This is a genomic window from Caldimonas tepidiphila, assembly GCF_003569765.1.
Lineage (GTDB): Bacteria > Pseudomonadota > Gammaproteobacteria > Burkholderiales > Burkholderiaceae_C > Caldimonas > Caldimonas tepidiphila.
The window spans coordinates 1-24,373 of the sequence record NZ_QXMG01000078.1 but is presented as its reverse complement, the minus strand read 5'-3'; the positions used below and the strand labels follow the sequence as shown (position 1 = coordinate 24,373).

General features: G+C 73.2%; 23 protein-coding genes and 1 pseudogene. 18 read left to right on the top strand and 6 right to left on the bottom strand.

The window, feature by feature from the left end; translation table 11 throughout:
- Positions 1–106: 106 nt before the first annotated feature.
- Complete coding sequence (locus D3A59_RS22610; protein WP_119157585.1) at positions 107–2,086, bottom strand: peptidase U32 family protein; 1,980 nt, start codon at positions 2,084–2,086, stop codon at positions 107–109.
- A 179-nt stretch (positions 2,087–2,265) separates the two neighbouring features.
- Between D3A59_RS22610 and D3A59_RS22605 the strand changes: the two genes are divergently transcribed.
- The 3 genes from D3A59_RS22605 to D3A59_RS26490 all read left to right on the top strand — a co-directional run bounded on the left by D3A59_RS22605 (position 2,266) and on the right by D3A59_RS26490 (position 6,234).
- Complete coding sequence (locus D3A59_RS22605; protein WP_119157584.1) at positions 2,266–2,991, top strand: acetyltransferase domain-containing protein; 726 nt, start codon at positions 2,266–2,268, stop codon at positions 2,989–2,991.
- A 103-nt stretch (positions 2,992–3,094) separates the two neighbouring features.
- Positions 3,095–4,195: a hypothetical protein gene (locus tag D3A59_RS22600; protein WP_119157583.1), complete on the top strand. Its 1,101-nt coding sequence runs from the start codon at positions 3,095–3,097 to the stop codon at positions 4,193–4,195.
- Positions 4,093–6,234, top strand: a complete 2,142-nt coding sequence (locus D3A59_RS26490) for a hybrid sensor histidine kinase/response regulator (RefSeq protein WP_119157582.1) — start codon at positions 4,093–4,095, stop codon at positions 6,232–6,234. The genes D3A59_RS22600 and D3A59_RS26490 overlap by 103 nt, the downstream gene beginning before the upstream one ends.
- A 45-nt stretch (positions 6,235–6,279) precedes the next feature.
- Here the strand turns inward: D3A59_RS26490 and D3A59_RS22590 are convergent, their stop codons facing one another.
- On the bottom strand, positions 6,280–7,374 hold the full coding sequence (locus D3A59_RS22590) for an NADH:flavin oxidoreductase/NADH oxidase (RefSeq protein WP_119157581.1): 1,095 nt from the start codon (positions 7,372–7,374) through the stop codon (positions 6,280–6,282).
- A gap of 94 nt (positions 7,375–7,468) precedes the next feature.
- Here D3A59_RS22590 and D3A59_RS22585 point away from each other — a divergent pair, with 94 nt between their 5' ends.
- Complete coding sequence (locus D3A59_RS22585) at positions 7,469–7,813, top strand: ArsR/SmtB family transcription factor (RefSeq protein WP_119157580.1); 345 nt, start codon at positions 7,469–7,471, stop codon at positions 7,811–7,813.
- A gap of 79 nt (positions 7,814–7,892) precedes the next feature.
- On the opposite strand, the gene D3A59_RS22580 is transcribed toward D3A59_RS22585, so the two are convergent.
- The 3 genes from D3A59_RS22580 to D3A59_RS22570 all read right to left on the bottom strand — a co-directional run bounded on the left by D3A59_RS22580 (position 7,893) and on the right by D3A59_RS22570 (position 9,673).
- Positions 7,893–8,702 carry a peptidylprolyl isomerase gene (locus D3A59_RS22580; protein WP_119157579.1) on the bottom strand — a complete coding sequence of 270 codons (810 nt, stop codon included), beginning with the start codon at positions 8,700–8,702 and terminating at the stop codon, positions 7,893–7,895.
- Between the two features lie 76 nt (positions 8,703–8,778).
- On the bottom strand, positions 8,779–9,045 hold the full coding sequence (locus tag D3A59_RS22575) for a BolA family protein (protein ID WP_119157578.1): 267 nt from the start codon (positions 9,043–9,045) through the stop codon (positions 8,779–8,781).
- 1 nt (position 9,046) lies between these two features.
- Positions 9,047–9,673 carry a septation protein A gene (locus D3A59_RS22570; RefSeq protein WP_119157577.1) on the bottom strand — a complete coding sequence of 209 codons (627 nt, stop codon included), beginning with the start codon at positions 9,671–9,673 and terminating at the stop codon, positions 9,047–9,049.
- A 303-nt stretch (positions 9,674–9,976) separates the two neighbouring features.
- Between D3A59_RS22570 and D3A59_RS22565 the strand changes: the two genes are divergently transcribed.
- The 13 genes from D3A59_RS22565 to D3A59_RS22505 all read left to right on the top strand — a co-directional run bounded on the left by D3A59_RS22565 (position 9,977) and on the right by D3A59_RS22505 (position 23,432).
- Positions 9,977–11,611: a 3-(methylthio)propionyl-CoA ligase gene (locus D3A59_RS22565; protein WP_119157576.1), complete on the top strand. Its 1,635-nt coding sequence runs from the start codon at positions 9,977–9,979 to the stop codon at positions 11,609–11,611.
- Between the two features lie 127 nt (positions 11,612–11,738).
- Entirely contained in the window at positions 11,739–12,755 is a 1,017-nt protein-coding gene (locus D3A59_RS22560; RefSeq protein WP_119157575.1) for a branched-chain amino acid ABC transporter permease, read from the top strand.
- A 6-nt stretch (positions 12,756–12,761) separates the two neighbouring features.
- A complete protein-coding gene (locus tag D3A59_RS22555) occupies positions 12,762–14,045 on the top strand; it encodes a branched-chain amino acid ABC transporter permease (protein ID WP_119157574.1) in 1,284 nt (427 codons plus the stop codon).
- The gene (locus D3A59_RS22550; RefSeq protein ID WP_119157573.1) at positions 14,042–14,842 is read left to right on the top strand and encodes an ABC transporter ATP-binding protein; all 801 of its coding nucleotides are present in this window, start codon (positions 14,042–14,044) and stop codon (positions 14,840–14,842) included. The genes D3A59_RS22555 and D3A59_RS22550 overlap by 4 nt, the downstream gene beginning before the upstream one ends.
- A 4-nt stretch (positions 14,843–14,846) precedes the next feature.
- Positions 14,847–15,542, top strand: a complete 696-nt coding sequence (locus D3A59_RS22545) for an ABC transporter ATP-binding protein (protein ID WP_119157572.1) — start codon at positions 14,847–14,849, stop codon at positions 15,540–15,542.
- Between the two features lie 53 nt (positions 15,543–15,595).
- Positions 15,596–17,506 carry a 3-hydroxyacyl-CoA dehydrogenase NAD-binding domain-containing protein gene (locus tag D3A59_RS22540; protein WP_119157571.1) on the top strand — a complete coding sequence of 637 codons (1,911 nt, stop codon included), beginning with the start codon at positions 15,596–15,598 and terminating at the stop codon, positions 17,504–17,506.
- Between the two features lie 28 nt (positions 17,507–17,534).
- Complete coding sequence (locus tag D3A59_RS22535) at positions 17,535–18,695, top strand: acetyl-CoA C-acyltransferase (protein ID WP_119157570.1); 1,161 nt, start codon at positions 17,535–17,537, stop codon at positions 18,693–18,695.
- A 14-nt stretch (positions 18,696–18,709) separates the two neighbouring features.
- Positions 18,710–18,919 carry a hypothetical protein gene (locus D3A59_RS22530; protein WP_119157569.1) on the top strand — a complete coding sequence of 70 codons (210 nt, stop codon included), beginning with the start codon at positions 18,710–18,712 and terminating at the stop codon, positions 18,917–18,919.
- Positions 18,916–19,236: a Dabb family protein gene (locus D3A59_RS22525; RefSeq protein ID WP_119157568.1), complete on the top strand. Its 321-nt coding sequence runs from the start codon at positions 18,916–18,918 to the stop codon at positions 19,234–19,236. The genes D3A59_RS22530 and D3A59_RS22525 overlap by 4 nt, the downstream gene beginning before the upstream one ends.
- Positions 19,233–21,215, top strand: coding sequence for a M3 family metallopeptidase (locus tag D3A59_RS22520; protein WP_119157567.1), 1,983 nt, complete (start codon positions 19,233–19,235; stop codon positions 21,213–21,215). Before D3A59_RS22525 ends, D3A59_RS22520 begins: the two co-directional genes overlap by 4 nt.
- A gap of 28 nt (positions 21,216–21,243) precedes the next feature.
- The gene (locus D3A59_RS22515) at positions 21,244–21,687 is read left to right on the top strand and encodes a PaaI family thioesterase (RefSeq protein WP_119157566.1); all 444 of its coding nucleotides are present in this window, start codon (positions 21,244–21,246) and stop codon (positions 21,685–21,687) included.
- A 111-nt stretch (positions 21,688–21,798) separates the two neighbouring features.
- Positions 21,799–22,338 carry a DUF4188 domain-containing protein gene (locus D3A59_RS22510; RefSeq protein WP_119157565.1) on the top strand — a complete coding sequence of 180 codons (540 nt, stop codon included), beginning with the start codon at positions 21,799–21,801 and terminating at the stop codon, positions 22,336–22,338.
- A 65-nt stretch (positions 22,339–22,403) separates the two neighbouring features.
- Positions 22,404–23,432 carry an NADP-dependent oxidoreductase gene (locus D3A59_RS22505; protein ID WP_205665254.1) on the top strand — a complete coding sequence of 343 codons (1,029 nt, stop codon included), beginning with the start codon at positions 22,404–22,406 and terminating at the stop codon, positions 23,430–23,432.
- A 181-nt stretch (positions 23,433–23,613) separates the two neighbouring features.
- On the opposite strand, the gene D3A59_RS22500 is transcribed toward D3A59_RS22505, so the two are convergent.
- A complete protein-coding gene (locus D3A59_RS22500) occupies positions 23,614–24,120 on the bottom strand; it encodes a hypothetical protein (protein WP_119157564.1) in 507 nt (168 codons plus the stop codon).
- 109 nt (positions 24,121–24,229) lie between these two features.
- On the opposite strand from D3A59_RS22500, the pseudogene D3A59_RS22495 reads away from it, so the two are divergent.
- Positions 24,230–24,367: pseudogene (locus D3A59_RS22495) on the top strand (IS110 family transposase); the annotation flags it as partial.
- Positions 24,368–24,373: the final 6 nt, after the last annotated feature.

Sequence of the window (24,373 nt, the reverse complement as noted above, 5' to 3'; positions counted from 1 at the left end):
GCCGGCGCCTCTGCAAGGACAAAGGCCCCGCCGGGCGACCGGCGGGGCCTTCTTTCTTGCGGCGACCGGCGGGGCAGGGCGCCCGGCGCCTCCCGCCTTGCTGCGCTCAGCGTGCCGCCGGCCGCGTCCTGTAGAACTGCATCGGCACCGCCCTGGCCTGTTGCAGCACGGACTTCTTCATGCGGCCGACGACGTGCATCTCGCAGGGCTTGCAGTCGAAGCGCAGCGTCAGCCGCTCCTTGCCGTTCATGATCGTCAGCGGCTCGGCGCGCACCGTGCCCTGCACGCCGGTGACGCCCTTGGCCTGCTTCGGGCACAGGCTCAGGGAGAAGCGCACGCAGTGCTTGGTGATCATCAGGCTCACCTCGCCCGTCTCCTCGTGGCTCTCGTAGGCCGCCTCGATCACCTTGACGCCGTGCTTCGCATAGAAGTCGCGCGCCTTGTGGTTGTAGACGTTGGCGAGGTAGCTCAGCGTGTCCTCGGGATAGGCGACCGGCGGCTCGACCGCCTTCGCGGGCGCCGGTCGCACGCAGGCCTCGGCGCGCGCGGCCTCGAGCGCCTCGACCGCCTCGCGGCGCAGCGCGTTGAGCGCCGACGCCGGCACGAACCAGGGCCGGGCCACGTCGAGCCTCACGTCGATCGGCTCGAAGATCGTGTTGCCGAGCTTGCCGACATGCTCGCGCAGGCCGGCCTCGGCGCGCGCCGCGTCCTTCGGCGGCTGCCTGTCGATCGCCTGCGCCACGGTCGCCGTGCAGCCGTCCTCGTCGGTCAGCGTCAGCGACAGGCCGTCGCGCGTGTCGGCAAGCACCGCCCACACGCCGATGCGCCGCTCGCTCGACTTCTTCTGCAGCAGCCGCTCCCAGTCCATGTCGCGGTTGCGGCCGATCTCGCATCCGACGCGCAGGCCCTTGAGCGCCTTCATCTCCTCGTTCGGATGCACGCGCCAGCGCGTCGCCTCGCCGCCCTCGCCGCTGCGCACCGTGCCGAGCCGCTCGGCCGTGTTCACCTGCACGCCGTGCAGCTCGCGCTGCAGGTCGAACCAGGTGATCGAGTCGCCGTTGTGCAGCAGCTGCGTCGAGTCGACGTCGAACCATGCGGGCCCGAGCTTCGCGACATGGCCGAAGGGCAGGCCGGCGTGCTTCGGCGTCTCGAAGGCGCCGATGTCGTCCTTGCGGCCGTTGACGAAGTAGTCGGTCGCGCCGCGGTTGAAGTTGCGGTCCGGGTCGGGCGTGAACAGGAAGGTGGTGCGTCCGCTCGACGCGCGGCGCCACTCGGGCGTCTCGTCGAGGATGGCGTCGATCAGCTGCCGGTAGTGCGCGGTGATGTTCTTGACGTAGCCGAGGTCCTTGTAGCGGCCCTCGATCTTGAAGCTGCGGATGCCGGCGTCGATCAGCGCGCGCAGATTTGAGCTCTGGTTGTTGTCCTTCATCGACAGCACGTGCTTCTCGTGCGCGACGATGCGCCCCTCGCCGTCGGTGACGGTGTAGGGCAGCCGGCAGGCCTGCGAGCAGTCGCCGCGGTTGGCGCTGCGCCCGGTCTGCGCGTGACTGACGTAGCACTGGCCGCTGTAGGCGACGCACAGCGCGCCATGGATGAAGAACTCGAGCGTCGCGTCCTGCACCTGCGCGGCGATCGCGCGGATCTGCGCGAGCGTCAGCTCGCGCGCCAGCACCATCTGCGAGAAGCCCACGTCCTGCAGGAAGCGCGCCTTCTCGGCGGTGCGGATGTCGGTCTGCGTGCTGGCGTGCAATTGAATGGGCGGCAGGTCGAGCTCGAGCAGCCCCATGTCCTGCACGATCAGCGCGTCCACCCCCGCCTCGTACAGGCGCTGCACCAGCTTCCGCGCCGGCTCGAGCTCGTCGTCGCGCAGGATGGTGTTGAGCGTGACGAAGATCTCGGCGTGGAAGCGGTGCGCGTGGCGCACGAGGCGCTCGATGTCGGCCAGCTCGTTGCCGGCGTTGGCGCGCGCGCCGAAGGACGGCCCGCCGATGTAGACGGCGTCGGCGCCGTGGTTGATCGCCTCGATGCCGATGTCGGCGGTGCGGGCGGGGGAGAGCAGCTCGATGCAGTGGCGGGACGCGGCCATGGACACCTCGGAGAACACGGGAGGCCGGGCACCGGTGAACCCCGGGGGGCGCCGGCCGGCACGGGCCCCGATAATCGGCGTCCCGCACCCGCTTGAGAAGTGCGGCAGTGTAGCGAGTTGCGACGCCCCGCCAGGGCGGGCGGGATTCGGTGGCTGCCGCGCGCCGTTTGCCCTTGTCCATGTCTGCCTTGCCCGGCCCGCAGCGCTTCGACCGGCTCGACGCGCTGCGCGGCGCCGCCGTCGTCTGGATGGCCGTGTTCCATTTCTGCTTCGACCTCGCCACGCTCGGCTTCACGCGGCAGAACTTCTACGAGGACCCGTTCTGGACCGTGCAGCGCACGCTGATCGTGACGCTGTTCCTGCTGTGCGCCGGCGCCGGCCAGGCGGTGGCGCTGCGGCAGGGCCAGGGCTGGCCGCGCTTCTGGCGGCGCTGGGCGCAGGTCGCCGGCTGCGCGCTGCTGGTGACGGCGGGCTCGATGCTGATGTTCCCGCGCAGCTACATCTCCTTCGGCGTGCTGCACGCCATCGCGGTGATGCTGGTGCTGCTGCGGCTCGCGGCGCCGCTCGGGCGCGGGCTGTGGCTGCTCGGTGCGCTCGCGCTCGCGCTGCCCTGGCTCGTGCAGCATCCCTTCTTCGACACGCGGCTGACGAACTGGGTCGGCCTCGTGACGCGCAAGCCCGTCACCGAGGACTACGTGCCGCTGCTGCCGTGGATCGGCGTGATGGCCTGGGGACTGGCCGGCGCGCGCTGGCTGCTCGCGCACCGCGCGGGCTGGATGGCCGGGCCGCTGTGGCGCCCGCTGCACGGGCTCGCGGTGCTCGGCCGCCACAGCCTGAGCTTCTACATGCTGCACCAGCCGGTGCTGATCGGCGCGCTGCTGGCGTGGCGGGCGATGCGTAGCTGAGCCGCCCCTCCCGATCCGCCCCGGCAACCCCGTCTTCTCGTTGCCGGGATCGCGGACCGTCTTCCCCACGCCGCGCCCCGTGTTTCCGAGCCTGCAAGCGACCATGAATCCGAACTTCTCCCCGATCGTCCGTCTCGCCGCCCTGTCCGTCTGCGCTCTCGGTGCGTTCGTGCTGACGGGCTGGGGCCTCGGCAGCAGGGAGATGGTGCGGATCCTCCCGGACAGCGTCGCGATGAGCATCAACACGGCCGTCCTGTTCCTGGTCGCCGGCATCCTGCTGCTGTCGAGCGAGCGGCAGGGGCCGCGCGCGCGGCGTCTCGCCGGGGTCCTGTCGTGGGTGCTCGTCCTGTTCCCGGCGGCGATACTGGTCCAGCATCTGTTCGACGTCGATCTCGGGATCGACTGGGCCGAGGTTCACCGCAGGCTCGTGGACGGCCACTCGAAGCCGGGGCGCACGTCACCGAACGCCTGCCTCGGCTTCCTCGCCGCCGGCATCTTCTTCCGCCTGGACCTCGCCAGGTCCCGGCGCCCCGGCGCGCACCGGGCGGCGCAGGTGCTGGCCTGGCTGGTGTTCCTCATCGGCCTGACGGGGGCCGTCGGATATTTCCTGGACCTGGAGGCGCTCTACCAGTTCGCCTCGTACAACCGGATGGCCGCCTTCACGGCGCTGGGGATGACAGGGCTCGGCATCGGCCTCGTCGGGCTGCAGGTCCGCAACCGGCCCGAAGACAGCGCCGCCGCCACCGACGACGCGGCCCAGATCACCGGGCTGGCGGCGAGCCTGCTGACCGTGCTGGCCCTCGCCACCGGGGCGTCCGCGCTCGGTGCCGTCAAGAGCAGCTACGAGAAGTCGGCGGCGGAGAACATCTGGCGCACCGCGCGGGCGAGGGCCTCGGGCGCCGCCGCGCTGATCGACGTCCCGATCCTGCTGTCGAGGAACCTGGCCCGCGGTCCGGAACTGCGCGCGAGCCTGCTGGCCCTGGCCGAGAGGCCGGGCGAGGCGCAGGCGAGGGAGCGGCTGCGGCAGGAGGCCGAGGGCTTCCTGGCCTGGCGCACGGCATCGTCGCGGTCCGCCTCCTCGGGGCGGACGGGGCGCCGCTGGTGTCCGCCGGCGCGCCGCTCGAGCGCCGGGCGCTGGCGAGCATCGCGCTGGAGGCGGCGGAAGGCCGCCACCTGCTGGTGTGGGACGAGGGCTATGCCCTGAGGAGCAGCCATGACGTCGTCCAGCAGGGAAGGATCGTCGGCCGGGTCGAGACGGAGAGCCGGCTGCGCTCGCTCGACCGGCTGATGAAGGAAGTGCAGGAGAGGTCCGCCACGAGCGACGGCCTGCTGTGCGGCCGCGACGGGGGCGAGGTCCTCTGCTTCCCGAGCCGGCACTACGAGACCGGCAGGCGTTTCCCGCTGCTGGAGGCGAGCGGCCGGCCGGCCCTGCCTGTCTCGAAGGCGCTGCTGGGCGAGGCCGGCTCCGAGGAGGCGAGGGACCTGCGGGGCACGCGGGTGCTGGCCGGGTACGTGCCGCTCGCCGGCCATCCGCTGGCCTTGGTCGAGAAGATCGACGTCGCGGAGCTGTACTTTCCGCTGCGCGACAAGGTGTCGCTGCTGGCGCTGGTCGTGCTCGGCTTCATCGCGGCCGGAACGATGCTGCTGCAGAAGCTGGTGAGGCCCGCGCTCGCGCAGGTGATTGCCGAGCGGCAGCGGATGAAGTCCATCCTCGACAACTCGCTCGACGCCTTCGTGGCGGTCGACGCGGGCGGGGCGGTCCGGGACTGGAACCCCCAGGCCGAGCGCGTCTTCGGCTGGAGCGCGCAGGAGGCGCTGGGGCGCGACCTGGAGTCCCTGCTGTTCCCGCAGCCCGGGCCGCCGGCGTCCCCTGGGAGCCCTCGCGAGCCGGTGTTGCGCGGCGCGGCAGCGGCGTCGAGCCGCCGCATGGAGGTGCTGGCCGTCGGAAAGGACGGCGAGGAGATCCCGGTGGAGCTGTCGGTGGCGACCTTCGCCGACGGCGCCTCGCGTGCCACCAGCGCCTTCCTGCGCGACCTGAGGGAGCAGAAGGCGGCGGAGAAGGCGCTCGACACGGCGCGCTCCGCGCTGGCGCACTCGCAGAAGCTGGAGGCGGTGGGCAAGCTGACCGGCGGCATCGCCCACGACTTCAACAACGTGCTGCAGGTGGTGAAGGTCAGCCTGCAGCTGCTCAAGCTCGAGAACGAGGGCAGCGAGACGGTGCAGAAGCGCGTCGCGCTCGCGGCCGGCGCCGTGGATCGCGGCGCGAAGCTGTCGGCGCAACTGCTCGCCTTCGCGCGGAAGCAACCGCTGAAGCCGGCCTCGACCCACCTCGGCCGCGTGCTGCGCGAGATGAACGACCTGCTGCAGCGGGCGATCGGCGAATCGGTCGAGATCGAGACCGTCGTCGCCGGCGGGCTGTGGAACACCTTCGTCGATCCGGGCCAGCTCGAGCACGTCATCCTCAATCTCGCCATCAACGCGCGCGACGCGATGAAGGGGGCGGGCAGGCTCACGATCGAGGTCGGCAACGCGCACCTCGACGAGGAGTATGTCCGGATCGAGCCGGGGCTCAAGCCCGGCCAGTACGTGATGCTGGCGGTGTCGGACACCGGCTGCGGCATGTCGCCCGAGGTCGCGGCCCACGCCTTCGAGCCCTTCTTCACGACCAAGCCGGAAGGGCAGGGAACCGGGCTCGGCCTGAGCATGGCCTACGGCTTCGTGAAGCAGAGCGGGGGCCACATCCGCATCTACAGCGAGGTCGGCCACGGGACGACGATCCGGATCTACCTGCCGCGCTCCTTCGAGAAGGAGGAGGCGGTGCGGGTGGCCGCCGCCGGGAAGATCGAGGGCGGCCGGGAGACCATCCTCGTCGTCGAGGACGACCTGGCGGTGCAGGCTGCCGCGGTGGACATCCTGACGGGGCTGGGCTACCGGGTCCTGAAGGCGGACAACGCGGAGATGGCGCTGGGGATCCTGGACTCCGGCGTCGCGGTCGACCTTCTCTTCACCGACGTGGTGATGCCGGGGGTGGTGCGCAGCCCGGAACTCGCGAGGCGGGCCCGGATGCTGCTGCCCGACATCCAGGTGCTGTTCACCTCGGGGTACACGCAGAACGCGATCGTCCACGGGGGGCGCCTGGACCCGGGCGTGCACCTGCTGAGCAAGCCCTACGGCCGCGAGCAGCTCGCGCGGAAGATCCGGGAGCTGCTCGCGAACCGGTCGAAGGAAGCGGTCTCCTCCTGAGCGCGGCGCGCGCTGCGGGGCCGCGGGCCCCGCGGTGCGCCCGCCTCAGCGGTAGCGCGCCAGCCAGTGCGCGTAGGGCGCCGGCAGAGTGGCCCAGGCGGCGTTCTCGACGCCGAGCTCCTTCGCGGCGCGATACGGCCAGTGCGGGTCGGCCAGCAGCGGGCGGCCGAGCGTGACGAGATCGACCTTGTCCTCGCGCACCAGCGCGTCGGCCTCGTCCGGCTTCGAGATGTACCAGCTCGTCGTCCCCGGCAGCCCGGTCGCGCGGCGCACCTGCTGCGCGGTGCCGGCCATGAAGTTCGGCCCCCAGGGGATGCGCGCCTTCGGCGTGTTGAAGCCGATCGAGACGTCGACGAAGTCCAGGCCTTCGCGCTTCATGCGCTGCAGCAGCCCGATCGCCTCGTCCAGCATCGCCTCGTCCTTGCCGTCGAACTCGACGACGCCCAGGCGCACCGCCAGCGGCCGGTCCTGCGGCCAGACCTTGCGCACCGCGGCGAGCGTCTCGAACAGGAAGCGGGCGCGGTTCGCGGCGCTGCCGCCGTAGGCGTCGGTGCGCTGGTTGGAGTGCGGCGAGAAGAAGTTCTGCGCCAGGTAGCCGTGCGCCATGTGCAGCTCGAGCCAGCCGACGCCGAGCTCGCGCGCCCGCACCGCCGCCGCGACGGTGTCCGCCTGCACGCGCGCGATGTCCTCGAGGCTCATCTCGCGCGGCACGCGCGGCAGATCGCCGCCGAAGGCGAGGGGCGAGGGCGCGATCGGGGTCCACGAGTTCGGCACGCCTTCGGGGAGGTGGTCGTCGCCTTCCCAGGGGCGGTTGGCCGACGCCTTGCGGCCGGCGTGGCCGATCTGGATGCCGGGCACCGCGCCTGCCTGCCGGATCGAGTCGACCACCGGCTGCAGCGCTGCGGCCTGCGCATCGTTCCACAGTCCCAGGTCGCCCCAGGTGATGCGGCCCTCGGGCGACACCGCGGTCGCCTCGACGATCACCAGACCCGCACCGCCGCGCGCGAGCGAGGCGTAGTGGGCGCGGTGCCAGTCGTTGACGAGGCCGTCCTGCGCCATGTACTGGCACATCGGCGAGACGACGATGCGGTTGCGCAGCGTGGCGCCCTGCAGGGTATAGGGTTCGAACAGATGCGGCATGGGGATTCCTCTCTGGACCGTGACGGGTTATTTCGATAGCGTTCGAACTATATCGGCGCCCGCTCGCGGCGCCCCGGCAGGCAGGGAAGGACGCATGGTGAGAAGGGAAAAGCAGGCGGGGGGCGCGCAGGCGGCGGACGACGCGGCGGCACGCCTGGCGAAGGTCCTGCACGCGCTGAGCGATCCGGTCCGGCTCGGGATCGTGATGCAACTGCACCGCGAGGGGGAGTCGAGCTGCGGCGCGCTCGACGCGGGGCGCTCGAAGTCGACCATGTCGCACCACTTCCGCGTGCTGCGGGAGGCCGGGCTGGTGCGCACGCGCGCCGAGGGCGTGACCCACATGAACGTGCTGTGCCGCGAGGAGCTCGACGGGGCCTTCCCCGGCCTGCTCGACGCGGTCCTCGCCGGCGCGTCCCGCGCCGCGCCGGGCGAGCCCTGAAGCGCTCCGGCCATGAAAAAGGGCGCCCGGGGGCGCCCTCGTCGCGAGACCCGGCCCGCAGGCCCGGCGCCTCGCCGCCTCAGTTGCTGCTGAACTTGTAGTCGGTGCGGGCCGACTTGCGCAGCTGCTCCTGGAACTGCGTCATCTTCTCCTGCTGCAGGCGCTGCTCGATCTGCGGCTTGACCTCCTCGAGCGAGGGCAGCTGCGCCTGGCGCACGTCGTCGACGCGGATCACGTGGAAGCCGAACTGCGACTTCACCGGGGCGTCGGTGACCTGGCCCTTGCCGAGCTTGACCATCGCGTTCGAGAACTCGGGCACGTAGCTGCCGGCCGCGGCCCAGTCGAGGTCGCCGCCGTTCTCGGCCGAGCCCGGGTCCTTGGAGTGCTTCTTCGCCAGGTCCTCGAACTTCGCGCCGCCCTTGAGCTGGGCGATCAGCGACTTGGCGGTGGCCTCGTCCTCGACCAGGATGTGGCGGGCGTGGTATTCCTTGTCGCCGGCCTGGGCCTTGAACTTGTCGTACTCGGCCTGGATCTCGGCGGCGGTGACGGGGTTCTTCTTCTGCTGGTCGACGAAGAGCTCGCGCAGCAGGATGTTCTGGCGCGCCAGCTCGAGCTGCTGCTTGTAGTCCGGCGAGGCGGTGAGGCCGCGCTTCTCGGCCTCCTGCATGAAGATCTCGCGCAGCACGATCTCGTCGCGCACCTTCTGCTCGATGTCGGGCGGGACCGGTTGGCCCTGGCGGGCGATCTGCTTCATCATCGCGTCGACACGCGCCTTGGGCACACCCTTGCCGTTGACGATCGCGACGTTCTGCGCCGAGGCGGCCACAGGCATCAGCGCGGCGCTCAGCGCCAGGCTCAGCGCGCCAGCGGCGCAAGCTAGTTTCTTCATTGAATCGACCTCTTGGGGAAATGGCTGGAACCGGCGGGGACCGCCCGGTTGCCGAGTGCCGGCTGCTCGCTGCCTTTCAGGCTTCTCCGGGTGCCTTGGCGTGGATCGCGAGGGCATGAATGCCCTGGGGGATCAGGGAGCCGAGGGCATCATACACAAGGCGGTGACGCGCCACGCGGCTCAGTCCCGCGAAGCGCTCGCTGACGATGCGCACCGTGTAGTGGCTGCCCTCGCCGGCACCGGCGTGGCCCGCGTGCGCGGCGCTGTCGTCCTGCACTTGGAGTTGCAGCGGCGCCAGGCGTTCCTTCAGCGCGGTTTCGAGTTGTCGTGCGTCGACGGGCATGTCAGGAGGCCTCCTCGTCCTTCAGGTGGCGGCTCAGGTACAGCCCCTGCGCCACCATGAACACCAGCATCAGGCCCAGCCCGCCGAAGAGCTTGAAGTTCACCCACACGTCGGTCGGGAAGCTGTAGGCCACGTAGAGGTTGAGCAGGCCCATCAGCGCGAAGAAGGCGATCCAGGCGAAGTTCAGCCGCTGCCAGACGAAGCCGGGCAGCGAGATCTGCGCGCCCATCAGCGCCTGCAGCAGGTTCTTCCTCAGGAAGGTCTGGCTGATCCAGAACGAGGCGCCCATCACCCAGTACAGCACGCTCGGCTTCCACTTGATGAAGGTCTCGCTGTGGAACCAGATCGTCGCGCCGCCGAGCAGAGTGACGAGCACGAGGCTCACCCACAGCATCGTCTCGACCTTGCGGCCGCGCGCGACCAGCCAGCCGATCTGCGCCGCGGTGGCGAGGATCACGACGACGGTGGCGAGCAGCATCGGCGCGACGTCCGTGCCGACGACGCCGCCGGAGACCATGAAGCCGAGCTGATCGGTGGCGAGGGCCGCGGCCCAGTCCTTGTTGGCGTCGGCGTACTTGAAGGTGCCGAAGAACAGGATCACCGGCAGGAAGTCGAACAGAAGTTTCATCGGTCGGAAAGGTCGGGCGCGCCCGGGACTCGGGCGCGGCGTGGCGCGAAGTCTAGCGCGCCGGGGGCCCTGCGGCGGCGCCCCTCCCCGCAGAGGGGGCGGGTGGCGCGCGAGACCGCCGCGGCCCGGGCCGCGCCGCGCGAAGTGCGCCGGCTTTGAGTTGCGACAGTCACGGGCACGGATCGCTCATGCAGCATCGCCCGTCCGGCTCAGAGGCACCCCCCCCATGCGCCGCGATGACCGCAGAAGAAGTGACGGCGCGCGCCGGAGGCCACGACCGACCTCATCCCAGGAGACATACCCATGGCACGATTGATGGGCCAGACGATGCAGCGGCCCCTGTTGATCTCGTCCCTGCTCACGCACGCCGCGCGCCACCACAGCGACACCGAGATCGTCTCTCGGCGCGTCGAGGGCGACGTGCACCGCTACACCTACCACGACGCGGAGCCGCGCGCGCGCCGGCTGGCGCAGGCGCTGCAGCGCCTGGACTGCCCGCCCGGCGAGCGCGTGGGCACGATCGCGTGGAACGGCTACCGCCACCTCGAGCTGTACTACGCGGTGGCGGGCTCCGGGCGGGTCTGCCACACGATCAACGCGCGGCTGCCGCCCGCGCAGCTCGCCTGGATGATCAACCACGCCGAGGACCGCGTGCTGTGCTTCGACCTCGGCTTCCTGCCGCTGGTCGAGAAGATCGCGCCGCAGCTCGAGACGGTGCGCCACTACGTGCTGATGACCGACCGCGCGCACATGCCGGTGCACACGCAGCTGCCGCGGCTGCTGTGCTACGAGGCGCTCGTCGAGGCCGAGGACGGCGACTGGCAGTGGCCGGAGTTCGACGAGAACACCGCCTCGGGCCTGTGCTACACCACCGGCACCACCGAGCACCCGCGCGGCGCGCTCTACAGCCACCGCTCCACCGTGCTGCACAGCTACGCGGCGGCGCTGCCCGGCGCGCTCGGCTGCTCGGCGCAGGACGCGATCCTGTCGGTGCTGCCGATGTCGCACGTCAACGGCTGGGGCGTGCCGCACGTCGCGCCGCTCGCGGGCGCCAAGCTCGTGTTCCCGGGGCCGCAGCTCGACGGGCGCTCGCTGTACGAGCTGTGCGAGGCCGAGCAGGTCACCTTCTGCGCCGGGGTGCCCGCCGTGATGGTGGGCATCGTCAACCACATGCAGCAGAAGGGCCTGCGCTTCGGCAGCCTGCGGCGCACGGTGCTCGCGGGCTCGGCCTGCCCGGCCGAGCTGATCCGCAGCCTCGAGGACGAGCTGCACGTGGGCGTGACGCAGGCCTGGGGCATGACCGAGCTGTCGCCGCTCGGCACCGTGAGCTCGCTCAAGGCCCCGCACCTGGCGCTGCCGGCCGAGCGGCAGCGGCGGCTGCGCCAGAAACAGGGCCGCGCCGTCTGCGGCATCGACATCGAGATCGTCGGCGACGACGGCGAGCGCCTGCCCTGGGACGGGCGCACGGCCGGCAACCTGATGGTGCGCGGGCACTGGGTGGTCGAGCGCCACTTCAAGAGCGAGGCCGCGGCGCTGCAGGACGGCTGGTTCCCGACCGGCGACGTGGCGACGATCGACCCGGACGGCTTCATGGAGCTCACCGACCGCACCCGCGACATGATCAAGTCCGGCGGCGAGTGGATCAGCGCGGCCGACCTGGAGGACATCGCCGCCGAGCACCCGGCGGTGCAGGAGGTCGCGGCGATCGGCTGCCGCCATCCGAAGTGGGGCGAGCGGCCGCTGCTCGTGGTGGTGCGCCGCCCGGGCGCGAGCCTGCTGTGCGACGAGCTGCTCGAGAGCTACGAGGGCCGCATCCCGCGCTGGCAGATCCCGGACGACGTGGTCTTCGTCTCCGAGCTGCCGCACACGCCGGGCGGCAAGGTGAACAAGCACAAGCTGCGCGAGATGCTCGGCGACTACGCGCTGCCCACCGACTGAGCGTCCCCCCGCGGCCGGCGGCGGAGGTCCGCCGCCGGCCGGGAACTCCTGCCGGACTCCGCCGCTTCGGCCGACAATGCGGGCCCCGCGCCCCGGGCGCCCGCATCCCGTCACCTGCCGACACCCGATGGAGATCCTCACCCTGTCGCTGCTCAACGGCCTGAGCTACGGCCTGCTGCTGTTCATGCTGAGCTCCGGCCTGACGCTGATCCTCGGCATGATGGGCGTGCTGAACTTCGCGCACGCGGCCTTCTACATGCTCGGCGCCTACCTCGGCTGGAGCGTCTCGGGATGGATCGGCTTCTGGCCGGCGCTGCTGCTCGCGCCGCTGGCCGTCGGGGCGCTGGGCGCGCTGTTCGAGCGCAGCTGCCTGCGCCGCCTGCACGGCAGGGGCCATGTGCCGGAGCTGCTCGTGACCTTCGGGCTGTCGTACGTGATCGTCGAGCTGGTGCAGCTCGCCTGGGGCCGCGCGCCGCTCGCGTTCGCGCCGCCGGCGCTGCTGCAGGGGCCGGCCTTCACGCTGGTGCACGTGCCCGGGGGCGGGCTGGAGGCGGTGGCCGGCGCGGCGCCGCCCGAGCTGTGCCGCGCGGCGGGCTGCACCGGCTTTCCGGCCACGCGCGCCTTCATGATGGGCGTGGCGCTGGCGATGCTCGCGCTGCTGTGGCTGCTGCTGGCGCGCACCCGCATCGGCCTCGTGATCCAGGCGGCGCTGACCCACCCGGCCATGGTCCAGGCGCTCGGCCACGACCTGCCGCGCATCCGGCAGCTGGTGTTCGGCACCGGCGCGGCGCTCGCGGCGCTTGCCGGCGTGATCGGCGGCATCACCTTCGTCACCGAGCCGGGCATGGCCGCGACGCTCGGCTCGCTGCTCTTCGTCGTCGTCGTGGTCGGCGGCCTCGGCTCGCTCGCGGGCGCCTTCCTCGCGTCGCTGCTGATCGGGCTGCTGCAGACCGCCGCGGTCTCGGTGGACGCGACGCTCGCCGACCTCGCGGCGCACCTCGGCTGGCCGAGCGGCGCCGCGCCGGCCGCGCAGCCGCTGCTGCGCCTGAGCCTCGCGCAGGTGGCGCCGGTGCTGCCCTACCTGCTGCTGGTGGCGGTGCTGGCGCTGCGCCCGCGCGGGCTGCTCGGCACGCGCGAGGGCTGAAGGCCGATGGCGTCGTCCCGCACCGATCCTCCTCGCCCCCCGCAGGCCGCCCGGCTCGGCTGGGTGCTGTTCGCGCTCGCCCTGGCGATCGCCCCGCTGGTGTTCGACAGCCGCCTCGCGCTCACGCTGCTGTCGCAGGCCGGCATCGCGATCGTCGCCTGCCTGTCGTTCAACCTGCTGATGGGGCAGGGCGGCATGCTGAGCTTCGGCCACGCCGTCTACACCGGGCTCGGCGCCTACGCGGCGATCCACGCGCTCGCCGCGGTGTCGGCCGGGCGCCTGCCGCTGCCGGTGGCGCTGCTGCCGCTCGCCGGCGGCCTCGCGGGGCTCGCCGTCGCGCTGCCCTTCGGGCTCGTCGCGACGCGCCGCGGCGGCACGCCCTTCGCGATGATCACGCTCGGCCTGGGGGAGCTGGTCGCGGCGCTCGCGCCGATGTTCCCCTCGGTGTTCGGCGGCGAGGGCGGCATCTCCGGCGACCGGGTGGTCGGCGCGCCGGTGCTCGGCCTCGACTGGGGGCCGCCCGCCCAACTCTACGGGCTGATCGCCGCCTACACCTTCGCCTGCGCCTGGGCGATGCACGCCTTCACGCGCACGCCGCTCGGCCGCATGCTCAACGCCGTGCGCGACAACCCGGAGCGCGTCGCCGCGCTCGGCTACAGCCCGCAGCAGCTGCGCTGGCGCGCCTTCGCGATCGCCGGCTTCTTCGGCGGCGTGGCCGGCGGGCTGCACGCGCTGCACTTCGAGATCGTCACGCCCGAGGCGCTCGGCACCGCGCGCTCGGCGTCCTACCTCGTGTTCACCTTCATCGGCGGCGCCGGCCACTTCGCCGGGCCGATCGTCGGCGGCGTGCTGATGGTGCTCTCGTCGGTGCTGCTGTCGACCTGGACGCCGGCCTGGCAGCTCTACCTCGGGCTGCTGTTCCTCGCGATGGTGATGTGGGCGCCGGGCGGCATCGCGGGGCTCGCGGCGGCGGCGCTGCGCCTCGCGGCACGCGGCGGCTGGCGGCCGCTCGCGCCGGCCGGCCTCGCGCTGGCCGCGGCGGCGCTGCCGGCCGCGCTCGGCGCCGCGGCGCTGGTCGAGATGATCTACCACCTGCAGCTCGAGTCGGCGCTCGGCCCGCGCCTCGCCTTCCTCGGCGTCACGCTCGACACCGGCCGCCCGTCGGCCTGGCTCGGCGCGGTGGCGCTGCTGCTCGCGGGCGCGGCGCTGACCCGGGCGGCGCGGCGGCGCTGCCTGAAGTGCCAGCGGCACGAGGCCGCCGCCGCTGCCGGCAGCCGGGAGGCGCCATGACGCGTGGCTGCCCCGGTCCCGCGCTGCCGGACGCCCGCTGCGCGCTGGAGCTTCGCGGGCTGCACAAGCGCTTCGGCCCCACCGAGGTCATCCGCGGCGCCTCGCTCGCGGTGCGCGCCGGCGAGCGTGTCGCGCTGATCGGGCCCAACGGCGCGGGCAAGTCCACGCTGTTCGAGCTGGTCGGCGGCGGCCTGCGGCCCGACCGCGGCGAGATCCTGCTGCACAGCGCGCGCATCGACGGCCTGCCGCCGCAGCGGGTGCGCCGCCTCGGCCTCGGGCGCAGCTTCCAGGTCTCGCGCCTGTTCGAGCGCATGAGCGTGCACGAGAACCTGCGCTGCGCGCTGCTGTGGCCGCTCGGGCACCGCTACGCCTTCTGGAAGTTCATGTCGGGGCTGCGCGACGTGGACGCGGCGGCCGAGGCGCTGCTGGAGCGGCTGCACCTGCGCGCGCGGCGCGACACGCCGGCCGCGGAGCTGAGCCAGGCCGACCGGCGCGCGCTCGAGATCGGCCTCGCGGTCGCGGGCGACCCGCCGGTGCTGCTGCTCGACGAGCCGACCGCCGGCATGAGCCAGTCCGAGACGCAGCGCTTCGTCGCGCTGATCCGCGAGCTCACCGCCGGGCGCACGCTGCTGATGGTCGAGCACGACATGGGCGTGGTGTTCGGCCTCGCCGACCGCATCGCGGTGCTGGTGCAGGGCGAGGTGATCGCCTTCGACACGCCCGCGGCGGTGCGCGCCGACGCGCGCGTGCAGCAGGCCTACCTCGGCGAGCTGCTCCCGCCCGCGCAAGGAGGCTGAGGCGATGCTGGTGGTCGAGGACCTGCACGCGGGCTACGGCCCCGCCCCGGTGCTGCACGGCGTGGCGCTGCGCGTCGCGCCGGGCGAGATCGTCAGCCTGCTCGGGCGCAACGGCTCAGGCCGCTCGACCGCGCTGAAGGCCGTGATGGGCCTCGTCGCGGCGCGCGGCGCGGTGACGTGGCAGGGCGTGCCGCTGCTCGGGCGCGCGCCGCACGAGATCGCGCGGCAGGGCGTCGGCTACGTGCCGGAGGCGCGCGAGGTCTTCCCGCGGCTGACGGTCGAGCAGAACCTGCTGCTCGGCGTCAAGCCCGGCCGCCGGCCGTCGCCCGGGCAGTTCGAGCGCATGTACGGGCTCTTTCCGCAGCTGGCGGCGCGGCGCCGCACGCCTGCGGGCGTGCTGTCCGGCGGCGAGCAGCAGATGCTGACGCTGTGCCGCACGCTGATGGGGGAGCCGCAGTTGCTGCTGGTGGACGAGCCGACCGAGGGGCTGGCGCCGCGGCTCGTCGCGCAGGTGGCGCGCTGCCTGCTGGAGCTCCAGCGCCAGGGCGTCGCGGTGCTGCTGGCCGAGCAGAAGCTCGCGATCGCGCTCGACGTCTCCCAGCGCTGCTGCGTGATGGGGCGCGGGCGCATCGTCTTCGACGGCACGCCGGCCGGGCTGCGCGCCGACGCGGCGCTGCGGCGCGAGTGGCTCGAGGTCTGAGGCGGCCGTCCCTAGAATGCCGCTTTGTTTCAATTTGTTGCATGAAGGGCCCGATGACTGCAAGGTATGAAGTGCACGGCCGCATCGCCGTCATCACGCTGGACCGACCGCCGTCCAACGGGCTGGGGCCCGCGCTGCGCCGTGCCCTGGCCGCGGCCCTTGCGCGCGCCGAGGACGACGCGGCGGTCGCCGCGGTGGTGCTGACCGGGGCGGGGCGCGGCTTCTCGGGCGGCACCGACCTGCGCGAGATCGATGCGCCGTCCCGCGAGCCCGCGCCGCGGCTGCCGGAGCTCGTCGCGGCGCTCGAGCAGTGCGACAAGCCGGTGGTGGCGGCGCTGCACGGCGTGTGCGCCGGCGGCGGCCTCGAGCTCGCGCTCGGCTGCCACTACCGGGTCGCCGCGCCGGGCACGACGCTGGCGCTGCCCGAGCTGCGCGTCGGGCTGGTGCCGGGCGCCGGCGGCACGCAGCGGCTGCCGCGCGCCATCGGCGTCGAGCCGGCGCTGCAGATGATCCTCTCGGGCGACCCGCAGCGCGTCGAGGTGCTCGCGGCGCTGCCCGGCCAGCGCCTGATCGACCGCCTCGTCGAGGGCGAGCCGCTCGCCGGCGCGCTCGCCTTCGCGGACGAGGTGGCCGGGCAGCGCCCGCTGCCGCGCCTGCGCGAGCGCGAGGCGACCCACCCCTGCCCGGAGGCCTATTTCCGCTTCGCGCACCATACGCTCGCTGCACGCGAGCCGCGCCTGCCCGCGCCGCCGAAGGCGATCGACTGCATCGCCGCGGCCGTGACGCGGCGCTTCGACGAGGGCCTCGCCATCGAGCGCGAGGCCTTCCGGCAGCTGGCCGCCTCGCCCGAGTCGCGCGCGCTGCGCCACGCCTTCCTTGCCGAGCGCGCGGTGAACCGCATCCCCGAGGTGCCCGAGCACACGCCGGTGCGCCCGGTCTGCAAGGCCGCGGTGATCGGCGCCGGCGCCCGCGGCAGCGGCATCGCGCTCGCGCTGCTCAACGCCGGGCTGCCGGTGGTGCTGCTCGACACCCGGCCCGAGGCGCTGGAGCGCAGCGGCGCGGCGATCCGCGAGCACTGCGAGGCGCTGGTGCGGCGCGGGCGGCTGCGCGCCGCCGAGCTCGAGCCGCGCCTCGCGCTGCTGCGCGGCACCGTGTCCGACGCCGAGATCCGCGACGCCGACCTCGTGATCGAGGCGGTGGCGGAGGAGCCGGGCGCCAAGCGGCAGGTGTTCGCACGGCTCGACGAGGTGATGAAGCCGGGCGCGATCCTCGCGAGCGCCTCGTCCGCGCCGCTGCTCGACGCGGTGGCCGAGCTGACGCGCCGCCCGCAGGACGTGGTCGGGCTGCACTTCTTCGGGCCGCTGCCCGGCGGGCGGCTGCTGGAGGTGGTGCAGGGCCGGCACACCGCGCCCGACGTGCTGGCCACCGTGATGCGGCTGGCGCAGCGGCTGCGGCGCACGGCGGTGGTCTGCGGCGTCGGCCCCGGCTTCATCGCGCGGCGGCTCGCGGAGGCGCTGCGGCACGAGGCGGCGGTGCTGCTCGCCGCGGGCTGCGAGGCGGCGCAGGTCGACCGCGCCGCGGAGCGCTACGGCTTCCCGGCCGGCCCCTGCCGCGCCGCGGCGCAGGCCGGCGAGCCGATCGAGGTCGCCGCGTCCGCCGCGGCAGGCGGCTGCCCCGACGAGGCCGAGATCGCCGAGCGGCTGGTGCTCGCGATGGCCGACGAGGGCGCACGGCTGCTGGAGGAGGGCGTCGCGCTGCGCGCCTCGGACATCGACCTGGTCTGCCTCACCGCGCTCGGCTTCCCGCTGTGGCGCGGCGGGCCGCTGTGGCAGGCCGACGCGGCCGGCCTGCTCGACGTGGTGCGGCGGCTGCGGCGCTGGCGCCGCGGCGCCTCCGGCGCGCTGGGCGCCGAGCCCGCGCCGCTGCTGCAGCGCCTCGCCGCCGAGGGCGGCAGCTTCCATTGAACCCCCGCACCCTCCCGAGGAGATCGCCGTGAGCGAAGCCGTCATCGTCGCCCTGGCCCGCACGCCCTTCGCGCGCAGTGGCAGCGGGCCCCTCAACCTCAGCCACGGCGCCGCGCTCGCCGCGCCGGTGCTGCGCGCCGCACTGGAGCGCGCCGGCGTCGAGCCCGGCGAGCTCGAGGAGCTGCTGCTCGGCTGCGCGCAACCCGAGGGCGCCACCGGCGCGAACATCGCGCGCCAGGCGGCGCTGCGCGCCGGCCTGCCGCCCGGCGTGGGCGGGATCACCGTCAGCCGCGGCGCGGCCAGCGGCCTGGAGGCGGTGGCGCTGGCCGCGCAGCGCATCGCCGCCGGCGACGCCGCACTGCTGGCCGCCGGCGGCGTCGAGAGCCCCTCGTGCGTGCAGCGCGAGGCCAACACCCACATGCTGCGCGAGGCCTGGCTCGCGCGGCATCATCCCGAGTGCTACGCCGGCCCGCTGGAGGCGGCCGCGCGCATCGCGCAGCGGCACGGCATCGCGATCGAGCGGCTGGAGGTGCACGCGGCGGGCAGCCGGCGCCGCGCCGTCACCGCGCGCGAGGCCGGGCGCTTCGCCGACGAGATCGTGCCGCTCACGGTGCGCGCCGGCGTCGTCGATGCCGCCCTCGGCCCGCGCACCCGGGAGGTCGTGGTCTCCGCCGACGATCCCGCTGGGGACGCGGCCGGCATCGCGGCGCTGCCGCCCGCCGGTGCGGCGCCCGAGGCCGGGCCGGTCGCGCTGCCGGCCGACGGCGCCGCGCTGTGCGTGCTGACCGGCGCGCGGCATGCCGAGCGCCGCGGCCTGCGGCCCTGGGGCCGCTGCCTCGGCTTCGCGTCGGCGGGCTGCGAGCCGGGCGAGGCGGGGCTCGGCGCGGTGAACGCGGTGCGCCGGCTGCTGCAGCGGCTCGCGCTGCATGTGGAGGACATCGACCTGTGGGAGCTGCACGAGTCCTCCTCCGCGCAGGTGCTGCTGTGCGCCGACCGGCTCGGGCTGCCGCCCGAGCGGCTCAACGTCGACGGCGGCGCGCTCGCGCTCGGCAGCCCGGACGGCGCGAGCGGCGCGCGGCTGCTGGCGCACGCGCTGGCCGAGGGACGGCGGCGCAAGGCGCGGCACGTCTGCGTGGTGGCCGACGCGGGCCCGGAGATCGGCGTCGCGGGGGTGTTCGAGGTGTTCTGAACGCGGGGGACGGCATGAAGCTGCGACATCTGGATGCGCTCGTGTGGGCGCTGATCTACGGCGGCCTGTTCGCGCTCGGCCTGGGGCTTTTCGTCGCCCGGCGCGACGCCTCGCTCGGCTGGGCGCTTATGCTCGCCGGCGGCGGCGCGGCGCTGATCGGCCTGGGGCTGATCTTCGTGCGCGCCCGACTCGAACAACGGCCCGGACAGAAGAAGGAACCATGATCCGACACATCGTGATGTGGAAGCTGCGCGACCCCGCCGAGGCGCCGCGCTTCAAGGAACTGCTCGACGGCTGCCGCGGCATCGTGCCGGGCATGCTGGAGTTCGACGTCGGGTTGCGCACGGGCGGCCTGGAGGCGAACATGGACGTCGTGCTGGTCTCGACCTTCGCCGACGCCGCCGCGCTCGAGGCCTACCTGCATCACCCGAAGCACAAGGAGGCCGGCACCGTGCTCGGCGGCATGCGCGAGTCGCGCACCGTGCTCGACTTCGAGGTGCCCGGCCCGGCGTCCGCATCCGGCACGGGCGCGGCGCGATGAGGCGCGCCTTCCGCCGCTGCGCGCTGGCCGCGGCCTGGGCCGGCGCGCTGGCGCTGCTCGGCGCCCCCGCCATCTCGCAGGCCGCCTACCGTTTCCCCGACTTCCGCGACGCCGCCGAGGTGCGCGCCCGGTGCGATCGCACGCTGCAGGACCTGCGCGCGATGGAGCGCGAGCTGATGCAGGCGCCCTCCGACGCGGGTTACCTGGCGCGCTTCGACCGCATGACGCAGCGCGTCGAGGACGGGCTGGGGCCGCTGTGGCTGCTGTCGAGCGTGCATCCCGACAAGGCGATCCGCGACGCCGCCGACGCCTGCGACCGGCGCCAGCAGGCCTTCTCGACCGAGTTCTACCAGAACGCCCGCATCTACCGGCACGTCAACGAGGTGGTGCCGGCCGACCCGATCGACGCGCGCTACCGCCGCGAGCTGCTCGACGACTTCGAGGACGCCGGCGTCGCGCTGCCGCCGGTGGCGCGCCGCCGCGCGCAGGCCATCAGCCAGCGCATCAACCAGCTCAACCAGGACTTCGAGCGCCAGATCCAGGAGGACCGCACGCAGGTGCCCTTCACGCCGAAGGAGCTCGACGGCGTGCCGCCCGCGGTGTGGCAGAAGGCGCCGCGCGACGCGCAGGGCCGCGTGCTGCTCGGCCTCGACTACCCCACCTCGATCCCGGTGCTCGACTACGCGCACGACCCCGCCGCGCGCGAGCGCATGTGGCGCGCGCGGCTCGCGCAGGGCGGCGAGGCCAACCTGAAGCGGCTCGACGAGCTGGCGCGGCTGCGCCGCGAGTACGCGCAGCTCTTCGGCTTCAGGAGCTACGCCGACTTCCAGCTGCGCCACCGCATGGCGGGGTCGCTGGCGCAGGCGCAGTCCTTCCTCGGCGAGGTCGCCGGCGCGGTGAAGGAGCGCGAGGTGCGCGACCTCGCCGAGCTGCGCGCCGCCAAGGCCCGCCACCTCGGCACGCCGCCGCAGGACACGACGCTGCGGCGCTGGGACGTCGCCTACTACATGGAGCGGCTGCGGCGCGAGCGCTACGAGCTCGACCAGGAGGCCTTCCGCAAGCACTTCCCGCCCGAGGCCAGCCTGCGCTTCGTGTTCGCGCTGGCCTCGCGGCTGTTCGGCGTCGAGTTCCGGCCTTCCGAACAGTCCCTGTGGCACCCGGACGCGCGCGCCTACACCGTGCACGAGCGCCGGGGCGGGGCCGAACTCGGCACGCTCTTCGTCGACCTCTACCCGCGCCCGGACAAGTACCGCCATGCCGCGGTGTGGAGCTTCCGCAACGTCTCGACGCTGGAGAAGCGCCAGCCCGCCGCGGCGCTCGTGACCAACTTCAACCGCGAGGGCCTGACGCTCGAGGAGCTGCAGACGCTGCTGCACGAGTTCGGCCACGCGCTGCACTCGACGCTGTCGCGCACGCGCTACGCGGGGCAGGGCGGCACGCGCGTGCTGCGCGACTTCGTCGAGGCGCCCTCGCAGATGCTGGAGGACTGGGTATTCGACGAGCGCGTGCTCGCGCTGATGCGCGAGGTCTGCGCCGAGTGCCCGCCGGTGCCGCCCGCGCTGCTGGCGCGCGCCGACGAGGCGCGGCACTTCGCCAAGGGCCTGCAGGTGGCGCGCCAGCACCTCTTCGCCAGCTACGACCTCGCCCTCTACGGCGAGCGCGCCGCCGAGCCGCTGCCGCTGTGGGCCGGCATGGAGGCCGCGACGCCGCTCGGCCACGTCAGCGGCACGCGCTTCCCGGCCAACTTCGGCCACATCGCCGGCGGCTACGCGGCCGGCTACTACGGCTACCTGTGGAGCCTGGTGCTCGCCGAGGACCTGCGCACCGCCTTCGCCGACCGGCTCGACCCGGCAGTCGGCCGCCGCTACCGCGAGACCATCCTCGAGCAGGGCGGCCAGAAGCTGCCGCAGGTGCTCGTCGAGCAGTTCCTTGGCCGCCCGCCAAGCCGCGAACCTTTCTTCCGTTACCTGGAGCGTTGAGCGCGTGACCGACAAGACACCCCCCGCGATGGCCTTCCCGGCCTACATCCCCTTCGTCGAGCACCTCGGCTTCGAGCTGCACCGCATGGCCGACGGCGAGGCCGAGCTGCAGATGGACTTGCAGCACGCGCACATGAACTCCTTCTCGGTCGCCCACGGCGGCGTGACGATGACGCTGCTCGACGTCGCGATGGCGCACGCCGCGCGCGCCGGCCACGGCCCCGACCCCTTCGCCGCGCCCGGCGTCGTGACGATCGAGATGAAGACCAGCTTCATGCGCCCCGGCGAGGGCCGCCTGCGCGCCATCGGCCGCCTGCTGCACCGCACCAGCACGATGGCCTTCTGCGAGGCCTCGGTGCTGACGATGGCGGGCGAGCTCTGCGCGCACGCCACCGGCACCTTCAAGTACATGCGCGCGCTGCCCGGTCGCGAGCGGGCGATCCGCCCCTTCTCGGGCCCGAAGCCGGAGTAATCCATCCCGCGCCGATGGGGCTTCCCGCGCGGCGCCCGCGGAGTTACCTTGCCGCCTGACGGACCGGGGTACGGAACCGCCGCGTTCCCCCGGCCCGCACAGGGAGGCGCCATGTCCGAGATCCTGCCCCGAAGGATGGCCGCCGAGATCGAGGGCGACTTCGTCGTCTTCGTCATCGGCATGCGGATCAACAAGCCCTGGAAGCTGCACCAGTGGCTGCCGGTCTTCCTCGCGATGCCGCGCATGCTCAAGGAGCTAGAGCGCCGGCCCGAGAGCGGCTTCCTGGGCGCGGTCTCGGGCGGGCTGCTGATCGTGCAGTACTGGCGCTCCTTCGAGCACCTCGAGGCCTACGCCCGCAGCCGCGACCACCTGCACTGGCCCGCCTGGGTCGCCTTCAACAAGCGCACCGGCAGGAGCCGCGGCGACGTCGGCATCTGGCACGAGACCTACCTCGTGCGAGCCGGCGAGTACGAGGCGATCTACAGCGGCATGCCGCGCCACGGTCTCGGGCGCGCCGGCACGCTGGTGCCCGCCACCGGGCAGCGCGACTCGGCGCGCGGCCGGGCAGGGCGCCCCGCCGCGCCCCTGCAGCCGGCGGCCTCGCCCGGGACGGCCGGCGCCGGCGCCGTCCCCGCGCCCGGCGGCGGCTGAGGCCCTGCGCGCCGCGCTCCTCCCTGCGATACTGAAAAGTCAACCCGCAGGAGGAGACACACACCATGAGCCTGACGAACCGCCAGATCCTGCTCGCCTCGCGCCCCCAGGGCGAGCCGAGCGCCGACAACTTCCGCCTCGTCGAGACCCCGCTGCCCGCGCCCGACGCGCTCGCCGAGGGCCAGGTGCTGGTGCGCCACCACTGGCTGTCGCTCGACCCCTACATGCGCGGCCGCATGAGCGAGGGCAAGAGCTACGCCGCGCCGCAGCCGCTCGACGAGGTGATGATCGGCGGCACGGCCGGCGAGGTGCTGGCGTCGCGCAACCCGGCCTTCCGGGCGGGCGACAAGGTGGTCGGCTACGGCGGCTGGCAGCAGTACCAGCTGCTCGACGCCGGGCAGGCCGCCGCGCTGCAGAAGGTGGACACCTCGCGCGTGCCGCTGTCGGCCTACCTGGGCCCGGTCGGCATGCCGGGCGTCACCGCGTGGTACGGGCTCAACGGCATCATCGAGCCGCGCGCGGGCAAGACCGTGGTGGTCAGCGCCGCGAGCGGCGCGGTCGGCAGCGTCGTCGGCCAACTCGCCAAGGTGCGCGGCTGCCGCGCGGTGGGCATCGCCGGCGGCGCGGAGAAGTGCCGCTACGTCACCGAGGAGCTCGGCTTCGACGCCTGCATCGACTACCGCGAGCACCGCGACGCCGCGTCGCTGGCCCGCGCGCTGAAGGACGCCTGCCCGGACGGCATCGACGGCCACTTCGAGAACGTCGGCGGCATGGTGCTCGACGCGGTGATGCTGCGCATGAACGCCTTCGGCCGCATCGCGATGTGCGGGATGATCGCCGGCTACAACGGCGAGCCGATCCCGATGGCCTACCCGCAGCTGATCCTCACGAACCGGCTGCGCGTGGAGGGCTTCATCGTCAGCGAGCAGCCCGCCGCATGGCCGCCGGCGCTGAAGGAGCTCGGCACCCTGGTGGCCGAGGGCCGGCTGAAGTACCGCGAGACCGTCGCCGAAGGCCTGGAGTCCGCGCCGGCGGCCTTCCTCGGGCTGCTGAAGGGGCGCAACTTCGGCAAGCAGCTCGTGAAGCTGGCGTAAGGCGAGAAGACCTCGACCTGCCTCCGGCAAGGGGGCAGGTCGGCCTCGCAGGGCGGCGCGAAGCGCCGGGGGCGCGTCCAATGCCGCCCCTCCACCACCACTGGCAGACAGGGCTGGCTGCGCCAGGCGTCGGGCGGGTCCGGACGACCGTGAAACCCGGCACCGATGCTCCGACCGGTTCCTACTCCTGGATCTTCCGATCTTCCCGCTTTGCCGCCTGCATGGCCTCGGGTTCCAGTTCCTCGGCGGCCCGATTCAGGCGAACGAAGACGCCCCATGCAGCCAGGAGTGCCGCAGTGGCGAGAACGAGGGCTGCGGCATAAAGCAGGTGGGAAACGTTCTCGTGCACGGCCTTGAACGTGGCGACGAGTCCCTCGATGGCCAGCGCGACGGTGACCAGCACGAAGAATCGGGACAGGAAACGGCGCACGCGGGTGGGCGCATTCATGTGGGCCGCGCGGATGACTTCCTCCTCGGTGATCGTCTGGGCGATCTGGAGCGCGACCACGGCGGCGGCCAGCAGGCCGACCGCTTCGATGACTTCCTGCGCGACATCTTTCCCCAGTCCGTGCGCGAGCGCACTCCAGGCCACATTCGCCGATATCACGACCAGCACGAGCGCCGCGGCGGCGAAAAGTGCCGCCATGAGGGCGTGAACGATCGCGAAGGCGCGCATCAAGAATTTCATGGGGGCATGGTCGCACAGCCGCAGGGGGGAGACAAAGAATTCGCCCTTAGGAGCTAGGATGGGGTAACGACGATCTATTGAATCCGGGGAGTGCGCCTCCGGCGGGATGGATCGGCTCAGCCGCTGGGCCACCGGTCTGGCCGAGCGAAAAGGCTACTGGTGCGCGGTGGTCGCGATCGCAGCGAGGAACGCGTGCATCTGCTGGGCGGTGCTGGCCAAGGGGGAGGAGTACCGGGCACCGGTCTGAATGAAC

Coding starts and splice junctions, on each gene's coding strand:
- D3A59_RS22610 (WP_119157585.1), bottom strand. CDS start 2,086: ATGGCCGCGTCCCGCCACTGCATCGAGCTGCTCTCCCCCGCCCGCACC.
- D3A59_RS22605 (WP_119157584.1), top strand. CDS start 2,266: ATGTCTGCCTTGCCCGGCCCGCAGCGCTTCGACCGGCTCGACGCGCTG.
- D3A59_RS22600 (WP_119157583.1), top strand. CDS start 3,095: ATGAATCCGAACTTCTCCCCGATCGTCCGTCTCGCCGCCCTGTCCGTC.
- D3A59_RS22590 (WP_119157581.1), bottom strand. CDS start 7,374: ATGCCGCATCTGTTCGAACCCTATACCCTGCAGGGCGCCACGCTGCGC.
- D3A59_RS22585 (WP_119157580.1), top strand. CDS start 7,469: ATGGTGAGAAGGGAAAAGCAGGCGGGGGGCGCGCAGGCGGCGGACGAC.
- D3A59_RS22580 (WP_119157579.1), bottom strand. CDS start 8,702: ATGAAGAAACTAGCTTGCGCCGCTGGCGCGCTGAGCCTGGCGCTGAGC.
- D3A59_RS22575 (WP_119157578.1), bottom strand. CDS start 9,045: ATGCCCGTCGACGCACGACAACTCGAAACCGCGCTGAAGGAACGCCTG.
- D3A59_RS22570 (WP_119157577.1), bottom strand. CDS start 9,673: ATGAAACTTCTGTTCGACTTCCTGCCGGTGATCCTGTTCTTCGGCACC.
- D3A59_RS22565 (WP_119157576.1), top strand. CDS start 9,977: ATGGCACGATTGATGGGCCAGACGATGCAGCGGCCCCTGTTGATCTCG.
- D3A59_RS22560 (WP_119157575.1), top strand. CDS start 11,739: ATGGAGATCCTCACCCTGTCGCTGCTCAACGGCCTGAGCTACGGCCTG.
- D3A59_RS22555 (WP_119157574.1), top strand. CDS start 12,762: ATGGCGTCGTCCCGCACCGATCCTCCTCGCCCCCCGCAGGCCGCCCGG.
- D3A59_RS22550 (WP_119157573.1), top strand. CDS start 14,042: ATGACGCGTGGCTGCCCCGGTCCCGCGCTGCCGGACGCCCGCTGCGCG.
- D3A59_RS22545 (WP_119157572.1), top strand. CDS start 14,847: ATGCTGGTGGTCGAGGACCTGCACGCGGGCTACGGCCCCGCCCCGGTG.
- D3A59_RS22540 (WP_119157571.1), top strand. CDS start 15,596: ATGACTGCAAGGTATGAAGTGCACGGCCGCATCGCCGTCATCACGCTG.
- D3A59_RS22530 (WP_119157569.1), top strand. CDS start 18,710: ATGAAGCTGCGACATCTGGATGCGCTCGTGTGGGCGCTGATCTACGGC.
- D3A59_RS22525 (WP_119157568.1), top strand. CDS start 18,916: ATGATCCGACACATCGTGATGTGGAAGCTGCGCGACCCCGCCGAGGCG.
- D3A59_RS22520 (WP_119157567.1), top strand. CDS start 19,233: ATGAGGCGCGCCTTCCGCCGCTGCGCGCTGGCCGCGGCCTGGGCCGGC.
- D3A59_RS22515 (WP_119157566.1), top strand. CDS start 21,244: ATGGCCTTCCCGGCCTACATCCCCTTCGTCGAGCACCTCGGCTTCGAG.
- D3A59_RS22510 (WP_119157565.1), top strand. CDS start 21,799: ATGTCCGAGATCCTGCCCCGAAGGATGGCCGCCGAGATCGAGGGCGAC.
- D3A59_RS22505 (WP_205665254.1), top strand. CDS start 22,404: ATGAGCCTGACGAACCGCCAGATCCTGCTCGCCTCGCGCCCCCAGGGC.
- D3A59_RS22500 (WP_119157564.1), bottom strand. CDS start 24,120: ATGAAATTCTTGATGCGCGCCTTCGCGATCGTTCACGCCCTCATGGCG.